A 6444-nucleotide genomic window follows, 5' to 3' on the forward strand; every position below is an offset into this window, starting at 1 on the left:
TCCTCACCCGATGAGCAGCTTGCCTTCCGGATACCGTACGCGCTCGGCGCCGTGGCCGCCGGCCAGCGCAACGGCCAGCGTCAGCGGACCTACACGGCCCATCAGCATGAGCGCCACGAGCAATCCCTTCCCCACAGGGGAGAATGCGCCGGCCAGACTCACCGGCTGACCTGCCGCGCCCATCGACAGACCCACGGTGCCGAAGGCGGACGTGGCCTCGAAGAGCGTCGGGAGGAAGTCTCCTTCCTCGATCACCAGCAGAAGACCCGCCACGACGTTCAACACGAGAAAGCCGATCAGGCAGATGAAGAACGCGCGGGCCACCAGGTCCGCGGCCAGCCGGCGTCCCCAGAGGACCGGATCCGCCGCCCGCCGAATCGTGGACCAGAGCGCGAGCACGGTCATGCCGAAGGTCGTCACTTTCACACCGCCGCCGGTTCCGCCGGGCGCCGCACCAATGAACATCAGCGCCATGACGAAGAAGAGCGACGGCTCACGCAGTGCGCCGGTGTCGAGCGTATTGAAGCCAGCGGTGCGCGGCGTGACGGCTTGGAAGAAGGCTGCCAGCCATGCTTCGCCCACGCCGAGCGATCCGAGTGTCGCCGGGTTGTTGCGCTCGAGCCCATACAAGGCTACCGTCGCACCAACGATGAGCACAAACGACGCCGTGAGCACGAATTGGGTGTGGAGCGCCCAGCGCGGCCCGCGGCGGCGCGCCACGTCGGCCAACACGACGAAGCCGAGCCCCCCACAGATGAACAGCCCCGTAATCACGCCGTTGACGACGAGGTCGCCGCGGTAGTTGGTCAAGCTGGTCGAGAAGGAGCTGAAGCCGGCATTGTTGAAGGCGGATACCGCGTGGAACACTGCTTGGTAAACAGCATCGCCGGGAGAGAACTCACCCCACCAGTGCCACGTGAGCACGGCGGCGCCGACCGCTTCAAAGGCGAGCGAGACCTTGAACGCGAGCAAGGCAAATCGACCGATCTCCTGGAGCGTCAGCGTGTTCAAGCCCGCGTGCAGCACGAGCCGCTCCTGGAGCGTCAGACGCCGGCCGATGAGCGTGGCAAAGACAGTGGTCACCGTCATGTATCCGAGCCCGCCCAACTGAATCAGTACCAGGAGGATCCCATGGCCGAAGGGCGAGAACGCGGTCTCGGTGTCGACCACGATGAGGCCCGTCACGCACACGGCGGAGGTGGCCGTGAAGAGCGCATCGACCCAGCCGAGGGGTGCTCCGGTCGCGCTGGCAACGGGCAGCTTCAGGAGCAGGGTCCCGACGAGAATCACGCCGGCAAACGAAGCCACGATCACGCGCGGAGGCGAGAGGCGGCGTAGACGACGCCACATTGCGCTCTACAGAGTAGGTGAAAGGAGTAAAGGGGTAAAGGGGTAAAGGGCCTTGCACCTCATTCTCCCGCCAAGACACGCAACAGCTTGAAGAAGACATCGGTGTTCTCGTAGGTGCCGGTGAAGCGCAGTGCGCCAGGTCCGCTCGCCGAGAGCGGTACGTCGGTCGCCGTGTGTCCGGAGATCGTGTGGGGCTCCGAGGGGATATCCCCTTGACATTGGTCCGCCGGCTTGCACGAGTGTGCGCCGTTCTCAATCGTGCCTTTGACCAGAAAGCCCGGGATTGTGCGACCGGTCATCGTTTCATTGTCACTGTTCTGGGCGGGTCCGTCCCGCTCGGGATTCGCGATGGCCGTTGGGCGCTCGGTATCGCCCGATGGCTCTGGTCGCGCGACCGCAGGCTCCTGCGCGAGACGATTCGAGGTCCAGTTCTCGTAGTGGTCCGGCGCGGCCGCCCAGCCGATGATGAGCTTGCGGGATGGATCGGGGTCTCGCGGATACCCTTGCTCATCCACGTCGTAGTTCAACGTGAAGTCCAGCAACTGCTCGCGCTCGAAGCGAAAGACCGCGGCGTAGTCCCGCACGGCGGTGCCCAGCGCGGCCGGGGCGTACGGCTCATTGCCGACGCCGATGATCGCGAGGCCGCCAGCTTCGTGGTCTGCGGTCGCCAAGACGAGGGTATCGTTGGTCGGGTCGGCGTCGTTGTTCGTCGTCTCGGCGAAATCGAGCGCGACCTGTACCGCTCTGTCGAGCTCGATGACGTCCCAGATCGTGCGCTCCGCATCCACGGCGTGGGCCTGCTTGTCGATCGAGGCACCTTCGATGAGCAGGTAGAAGCCATCAGATGAGTGCGCCGCAAGGCTGCGTATCGCGGCGCGCGCCATGTCGTCGAGCATTGGCTGGTCGCGCCGGCTCGCGTTCTCCTCGAGCGCCAACTCCCGGCTGTAGCGTCCCGCTCCCACCTTGTCGAACGAGACATTCATGTGCGCCGGATGGAACAGACCAAGCAACCGCGCCGGCGGCTCCGCTTCCGCCTGGATGGTGCCGAGCTCGGTGCCTGTCGTCACCAGCCGATAACCCGCATCTCGGTACTCGCCGACGAGATCGCGGCCGTCGGCCCGCTCGTCGTCCCCTTCACCGTTCGGCGAGAAGTGGCGGGCGCCGCCGCCCATGAGGACGGCAATGCCGTTGGTGTCCCGTTCATCGAAGTAGTGCGCGGCGATTCCAGGCCCAGCGGATCGATCGGAGGTATGAACTGCGTTGCCCGCCGGCGTCGCGTCGGTGACATCAGCCGTCGTCACGAGACCGACGTTGAATCGTGCCCCTCGCGTGCGCCGCAACATCTCCCCCAGATACTCCACCCGCGGGTTGTCGAAGACATCGGCCGTGTTGTCCGGGTAGACACCGATCTGATTGTTGGCACCCTTCTGACCGGTGACATACGACGACATACCCGGCGCGGAGTCGGTGATCACCGCGTTCAGCGAGGCAGTCATCACGAGGCCGGTGGCTTCCATCGTGTCCATCGCCAGACGCCCGGCCGCCTTGCCCGATCGAAGCCCGCGCGAGACGAGCCGCGCCGCCGTGCGATGCGCAGTCCCCATGCCGTCGCCAAGGAGGAGGATCACGTTGCGCACGCGTGGCGTGTCATCGACATCCGCCTCCCGCCGATGCACGCGGATCTCGACGCGCGCCGCGGCCCCGTCGGCCGTGCGCGCCGAGATCATGTGCACACCCGCTTCGCTGAAGCTCAGATCTCTGATGAGGAGATTCGTGCTGTTGGCCGGGGCGCGACCGGCGCGTCGACGTCCCGGCCCGCTGGCGCCGGTCCCTCCGGCACCGCGCTCGCCGCCCACGCCTTCGTCCAGGATATTCGCATCCGTGACGTCCGTTCCGTCGAGCGTGACCCGCAGACCGCGCGGAGGCGGACCGTTATCCGGACCGGTTGCTTCGACGCGCAGATCGAAGCGCTGACCGACGGCGAGCTCGGCGCCATCGGTCGGCATGATGCGGATCCGGCTGGACTGCGCGCGCGCAGGCGTCGGCGCGTAGACAGCAACGAACAAATGAACAACGACACAAACAAGTATGGAGAAACACGACCGCTTGGACATGGCTTCCATTTTAAGCGCGCCGTGTGACGGTTGGCTCGGAAGCGGAGCCCTCACCAGACCGTTTGAATGTGTCAAGATGACGTTATCAGCCCGCCTGCGCGGCGGGCTGATAGCTTCCGGGCGTCACGCGAAACGCAATATTGAGGCGGTTCCAAGAATTGATCGCCGCAACCGCCAGCGTGAGATCAGCGAGCTCCGTCTCGCTGAATTCCTTCCTGGCGAGCTTGAATACCTCGTCTGGAACCTCACCGCCAGTAAGGCGCGTCACCGCCTCGGCCCATGCCAGGGCGGCGCGCTCGCGTTCCGTGTAGAAGGGAGATTCCTTCCACGCGTCCAGCAGGTACAGTCGCTGCTCGCTGTCTCCGGCGGTGCGCAGATCCTTGGAGTGCATGTCGATGCAGTAGGCGCAGCCGTTCAGCTGCGAGACGCGCAGCTTGATCAGATGCAGGAGGTTCCGCTCCAGGCCGGAGCTTCGGAGATACGTCTCCAGGCCAAACAGTGCCTTGAGCGCGCCGCGGGCCGATTCACGATAGTCGATGCGTTCCATGAGTGCCTCCGTGATGTAATCGATCGACGAGATCCCTGAGCTTGTCGGGATTCATCTGTTGATAGATGGAGCCGATACGAGCGCCCGGCGCAGCCTCGATCACGAGCACGGAGCGCGGCTGATCTTCGTGCCACATGACGAGGCCGGGCTCGCCATTGACCGTGGTGGGCGAGTATCTGAGACGGCCGTGCCACTTCCTGGCGACGCCGCCGAACAACCGGGCCACACGCTCGATGCCGGTGAGGATGTTGGTCGCCGCGGGCGCCTTGCCACCGCCATCCGAGGCGAGCGTGATATCGGCCGCAAAGAGCGCGCGGAGCGCCCCCTCGTCCGCGACGTGCATCGCCTCCCTGAACTGCTCGAGCAGGCGGCGTTGCTCTTGGTGATTGGCCTCGAAGCGCGGGCGATCGCGCCTGACACGCCCCCTGGCGCGGTGGACCATCTGACGACATGCCGCCTCTCGCTTGCCGAGGATGCGGGCGATCGCTGGATAGTCGCAGTCGAACACATCGTGCAGCAGGAAGGCGGCGCGCTCCTCCGGCGAGAGCCGTTCGAGCAGCGTGAGGAACGCGAGCGAGAGGCTCGAGGCGAGCGCCGCCGTGGCCTCGGGTGAGGGCGCCGGCCCCACCGCGATCGGCTCGGGCAGCCACGGGCCGATGTACCGCTCGCGCTCCACCGACGCCGCCCGCAGCCGATCGATGCAGAGCCGGGTGACAACGGTGACCAGCCAGGCCTCACTGGAGCGGACCGCGTCGGCGTTGGTCTCGTGCCAGCGAAGATAGGCCTCCTGCACCATGTCCTCCGCGTCCGCCCGGGAGCCGAGCATCCGATAGGCGATGCCGAAGAGCCGGCCCCGATGTTGCTCGAACTCTGTCGTGCGCTCGTCCATCTCTACACCATAGACGAAGGAGCCGCGACGGCTGTGACAGCCCCGGCGGCTTTCGCCTCTGGTAAGGATGTGCGAGGAGGCTATGCGGCGGTGGTGGTTCGTTCGGACAGAGAATGCTCGGCCTTTGACGTGCGCCGGAAGAAGCGTCGCCATGCCAACGCCAGACCGGTCCAGACGAGCAGCTGGCCGCACCCCGACTCTGACGGCCAGGTGGCCACCTGCCAGATTCGCTCACAGCGTCGGCACAGCGACTGTTACATCGCCCGAGAGTAGTGCTCGACGATGAGGCGCGGCTGGATGTCGAAGGGAACGAACGACTCGTCGGGATAGGAGGCGACGCTGATGGTCGGCGCCTCCTTGTCGATGACGAGCCACGGCGTATCCAGGCCGGTCCCGGATGCGATCGCGCCTAGTGCGAGCTCGCGACTGCTGGGTCGCACGGACACGACGTCCCCGCGCGTGACGCGGAACGACGGCCTGTCGACCTTGCGGCCGTTCACCAAGATGTGGCCATGGCCCACGAGCTGCCGGGCCGCTGGGATCGTCCGAGCGAGGCCGGCCCGAAAGACGACATTGTCGAGCCGTCGCTCCAGGAGCTCTATGAGCTTGACCGCGGTGTTGCCCTTGGTGCGCGTGGCCGCCTCGAAGAGGCGTCGAAGCTGCCCTTCGTTGACGCAGTAGTTGAAGCGCACCTTCTGCTTTTCGCGCAAGCGCAGCGCGTAGTCGGAGATGTTCCGCCGTCTCCGCTTCGGACCGTGCTCGCCGGGCGGATAGGGACGCTTCTCGGTGGACTTGCGCGACAATCCCGGGAGCTGGGTCCCGAGCGCGCGCATGATCTTCAGTCGAGGACCTCGATAACGAGCCATGTCAGTTGTCCTGTGCGGCGTGCAACAGTGTGCCGATCTGCATCCGCTCCGCGGCACACAGCACGACTGCCGCAATTTCAGTGAATTCCTCGAGGGTCACGGTGATGTTGACCGATCCGAATTGAAGATGGAGGCATCCCCGATCACAGCGAAAGACGGAGACCTGATCGGTCTCGGCGAACACTTCGTGGGCATTGTCACCCAGGGGCATGCTGTCCTGTTGGGCCACGACTCAGCTCCTCTAGGCAAGGTCGAACAAGGGCAGCGCCGCGAGAACGCTGATATTGAGACGCAATCTCATAACTGACACGTCACTCTACACCGCTATATCGGACCAGTCAAGTCCGACATACCCATCCGAGATACCCGTGCGCGTCGCCGGCATGCGAGATGATCACAGCGCGCCCGTGCCCGCAGCTGACCATCCCGACTAACCTACTGCCTTTTCAGCGGTGCCGGGCACACACTCCCCTAGGGTACTGCCACTGGCTCATAGAGGGTCTGCCCATCTCGGTTTCTGAACAACGCCCAGCGGTGTGTGACGGCGCGTCCCCCGTGCTAGGATGCCGCAGAGGGCACCCAGCAGAACGCACGCGTGACGGCTGGGTCATCGTCTACCCTCGGGGTGCCGAGCGAACGACTCAGGCAAACGCGAAGGCGCCCCACACCCAGGACGCG

At 65.4% G+C, this 6444-nt stretch carries 6 protein-coding genes; all 6 read right to left on the reverse strand.

All coding sequences use genetic code 11. The features are described from left to right. Positions 1–3: 3 nt before the first annotated feature. The 6 genes from GEV06_07485 to GEV06_07510 all read right to left on the reverse strand — a co-directional run bounded on the left by GEV06_07485 (position 4) and on the right by GEV06_07510 (position 5995). On the reverse strand, positions 4–1350 hold the full coding sequence (locus tag GEV06_07485) for a hypothetical protein (GenBank protein ID MPZ17737.1): 1347 nt from the start codon (positions 1348–1350) through the stop codon (positions 4–6). 59 nt (positions 1351–1409) lie between these two features. Next, the gene (locus tag GEV06_07490) at positions 1410–3473 is read right to left on the reverse strand and encodes an alkaline phosphatase (protein MPZ17738.1); all 2064 of its coding nucleotides are present in this window, start codon (positions 3471–3473) and stop codon (positions 1410–1412) included. A 76-nt stretch (positions 3474–3549) separates the two neighbouring features. Then, on the reverse strand, positions 3550–4011 hold the full coding sequence (locus GEV06_07495) for a carboxymuconolactone decarboxylase family protein (GenBank protein MPZ17739.1): 462 nt from the start codon (positions 4009–4011) through the stop codon (positions 3550–3552). Then, the gene (locus tag GEV06_07500; GenBank protein ID MPZ17740.1) at positions 3989–4900 is read right to left on the reverse strand and encodes an RNA polymerase sigma-70 factor; all 912 of its coding nucleotides are present in this window, start codon (positions 4898–4900) and stop codon (positions 3989–3991) included. The genes GEV06_07495 and GEV06_07500 overlap by 23 nt, the downstream gene beginning before the upstream one ends. Before the next feature lie 254 nt (positions 4901–5154). Beyond that, positions 5155–5766: a 30S ribosomal protein S4 gene (rpsD, locus tag GEV06_07505; GenBank protein ID MPZ17741.1), complete on the reverse strand. Its 612-nt coding sequence runs from the start codon at positions 5764–5766 to the stop codon at positions 5155–5157. A 1-nt stretch (position 5767) separates the two neighbouring features. Beyond that, complete coding sequence (locus tag GEV06_07510) at positions 5768–5995, reverse strand: hypothetical protein (GenBank protein ID MPZ17742.1); 228 nt, start codon at positions 5993–5995, stop codon at positions 5768–5770. Between the last annotated feature and the right edge of the window lie 449 nt (positions 5996–6444).

It is taken from the genome of Luteitalea sp., assembly GCA_009377605.1.
Taxonomy (GTDB): Bacteria; Acidobacteriota; Vicinamibacteria; order Vicinamibacterales; family Vicinamibacteraceae; genus WHTT01.

Excerpts from the sequence above, each read along its gene's own strand:
- GEV06_07500 (MPZ17740.1), bottom strand. The coding sequence starts at position 4,900 with ATGGACGAGCGCACGACAGAGTTCGAGCAACATCGGGGCCGGCTCTTC.
- GEV06_07485 (MPZ17737.1), bottom strand. The coding sequence starts at position 1,350 with ATGTGGCGTCGTCTACGCCGCCTCTCGCCTCCGCGCGTGATCGTGGCT.
- GEV06_07490 (MPZ17738.1), bottom strand. The coding sequence starts at position 3,473 with ATGGAAGCCATGTCCAAGCGGTCGTGTTTCTCCATACTTGTTTGTGTC.
- GEV06_07495 (MPZ17739.1), bottom strand. The coding sequence starts at position 4,011 with ATGGAACGCATCGACTATCGTGAATCGGCCCGCGGCGCGCTCAAGGCA.
- rpsD (MPZ17741.1), bottom strand. The coding sequence starts at position 5,766 with ATGGCTCGTTATCGAGGTCCTCGACTGAAGATCATGCGCGCGCTCGGG.